Genomic DNA, 2,502 nt, shown 5'->3' with positions numbered 1-2,502 from the left:
ATTAATTCAAATGAAGATCCGCATTGAGTCCATTAATTATCACTGCCTAAATGAAATCGGCAACCGCATCCTTACCCGGACATTCTCACCGTCAACTTTTCCTGGAATCCAGGTATAGGGATAGGCCGCGATGACCCGAAGAGCCTCATTGCCAAGAGATTCGTGAACCTGTTCAGGATTCATAATTTCAAGATTTTCGATTTTCCCCTCTTCAGTTAGCTCAAATACTGTATAAACTGTTCCTTCAATTCTTTGCTTTCTGGCGTCTTTTGGAAATTTCAATGACTTTTGCAGATACTTCATCCATCCATTCATACCATCAAATGGTTCAGGGGAAATTTCAATAGGTTTTTCTATTGGATTCCCGGATTTATCGAAATAATCCCCTTCTTCTACATTCTCACCATCCCATAGTTCCCTGGATTTTAAAAACCCGTTTTCATGGTAATTTTCCACCAAAGACCTGTTTAAAACCAAATCGCTGTCTTTATTATATTGAAGGTTTCTATTATTGTTGTAATACTGTTTTTCGATTTTTCTGATTTCCTTGCCATCAGCATCTTTAAATAATACAGATTCATAATTAAGCAAACTGTCCAAAGTATATACCCTAATTTCCTTACTCATCAATTCATCAATTTCAATTGAAAAATAACAAGGAGGGTATTTTTCGAGGTCTAAGATCGGAATTCGGAATGGGTTTAAAAATGTGGCTGTTTGAGCCTTTAGGGAATATGGTAATGCCACAAGCAAGCTGATTACCAAAAGAAATTTTTTCATAAGCTAAAATAGGATCTTCTAAATTTATTTGATCTTTTCCGCATCGGTCTACAGTACCCTGGTGCAGGGTAAGAGATGAATAAAATGTCTATTATTTTTTCTTTGCTTTCGGCGGTTTACAGGTTTTACAAAAGTCTTTCAGTTCTGTAATCTCATCTAAAACCTCCAAATGTAGTGTCAGCAATATTTCCTCCTCTAAACCCAGATTGGTTGTTTCGGCGGCCTCTGAATATCGCTCAGTCAATTCATTCTGAATGTTTTCAAAAAGAGGATTAATATAAGTGATACTAGAAAACGCACCCTTATTCTCATAAAGCAATTTTCGGAATTGTCTGGTATAAAGTTCGTTGAGGTCGAATTGGTATTGGGCAAACTTGACCAGCTTCGCAGCTGTTTCCAAATCAGGTGCTATCAAAACCGCTGATTTTGGGCTAAAAGTATTGGTAACTTTTGAGTTAAAGTTTTTGGTCAGCATAAACTCATAATTGCTCATAGCAAATGCAAAGTCCATTTTAGCAGAGGTCTGAATAAGGATAACTTCGCCATCTATTTTGGATCTTTTGGATTGAAAATCCTCCATTTTGACTTGGTATTGCTGATCCCATTCTATGATGTCCTGACTGAATCCTGGCAGGGATAAAACAAGCATGTAAAATGCCAAAAGAATATTTTTCATGGGCTTTGATTAAATCGCCTAAATATATTTAAAAAATCAACCAAAAATATCGGAATAAATGTAAAAAATCAAAATGATGATTAGACCACTCAGAAACTTTTGGTTCTATGTAGTCTTTCCAAAAATCATCCCACCACTTTATCTTCTTCCAACACAATCTTAAAACTAGGATCGTCCTCCGTGTAATTCACGTTGATGATTTTTTCGGCTTTTTCCAGGAGGACTTTACTGCTGCTATTTAGGTGTTTGATATAAACTGTTTTTCCTAATTTGTGATACCTCTCGGTTACTTTATGGATGGCGTCTATCCCCGAGTGGTCCACAATCCTACTTTCTGCAAAGTCGATAACTATTTCCTCAGGATCATTAATGGGATCAAATTTCTGCCCAAAAGTCATGGCCGAGGCAAAAAACAAAGGCCCGAAAATCTCATAATGTTTAACACCCTTTTCATCTACAAATTTTCTCGCCCGGATCATTTTGGCATTTTGCCATGCAAATACCAATGCCGAAATAATGACGCCAATCAAAACAGCCAATGCTAGGTTGTGCAAAAACACAGTCACCAAGGTCACAGTCACCATCACCAATACATCGTGGAAAGGGACTTTTCTGAACACTTTCAAGGAAGCCCACTCAAATGTCCCAATAGCTACCATAAACATCAGACCTACCAAAGCTGCCATGGGTACCATTTCAATATAGGTGGAAAGAAACAAAATAAAGACGAAGAGTCCTACAGAAGCTACAATTCCAGAAATCCTGCTCCTACCGCCTGCATTTACATTGATCAAAGATTGGCCAATCATGGCACATCCGCCCATTCCGCCAAAAAAGCCTGTGGTCAGGTTGGCAACTCCTTGGGCTACACACTCCTTGTTGCCATGCCCCCTCGTTTCGGTTATTTCATCTATCAGGGTCAATGTCAATAGACTTTCAATCAACCCAACCCCTGCCATGATAGCAGAATAAGGAAGAATGATCATAAAGGTTTCCCAGTTTAAAGGAACCACAGGAAGGTGGAATTCCGGTAGGCCACCGCTGAT

At 38.5% G+C, this 2,502-nt stretch carries 3 protein-coding genes; all 3 read right to left on the bottom strand.

The genetic code is table 11. The features are described from left to right. Window positions 1-39: 39 nt before the first annotated feature. Window positions 40-780, bottom strand: coding sequence for an energy transducer TonB (locus tag ACEW8O_RS11195; RefSeq protein ID WP_373494717.1), 741 nt, complete (start codon window positions 778-780; stop codon window positions 40-42). Window positions 781-871: 91 nt separating this feature from the next. Continuing rightward, complete coding sequence (locus ACEW8O_RS11190; RefSeq protein ID WP_373494716.1) at window positions 872-1,456, bottom strand: hypothetical protein; 585 nt, start codon at window positions 1,454-1,456, stop codon at window positions 872-874. 125 nt (window positions 1,457-1,581) lie between these two features. Next, the coding region (locus ACEW8O_RS11185; RefSeq protein WP_373494715.1) for a SulP family inorganic anion transporter at window positions 1,582-2,502 on the bottom strand (921 nt) is incomplete at its 5' end.

Origin of the sequence: Aquiflexum sp. (assembly GCF_041749095.1) — a bacterium.
Lineage (GTDB): Bacteria > Bacteroidota > Bacteroidia > Cytophagales > Cyclobacteriaceae > Aquiflexum.
Note: the sequence above shows the minus strand (reverse complement) of the source record. Positions and strands in the feature narration are given on the sequence as shown.

Bases quoted from the DNA above. Each gene is read 5' to 3' on its own strand.
- ACEW8O_RS11195 (WP_373494717.1), bottom strand. From the start codon at position 780: ATGAAAAAATTTCTTTTGGTAATCAGCTTGCTTGTGGCATTACCATAT.
- ACEW8O_RS11190 (WP_373494716.1), bottom strand. From the start codon at position 1,456: ATGAAAAATATTCTTTTGGCATTTTACATGCTTGTTTTATCCCTGCCA.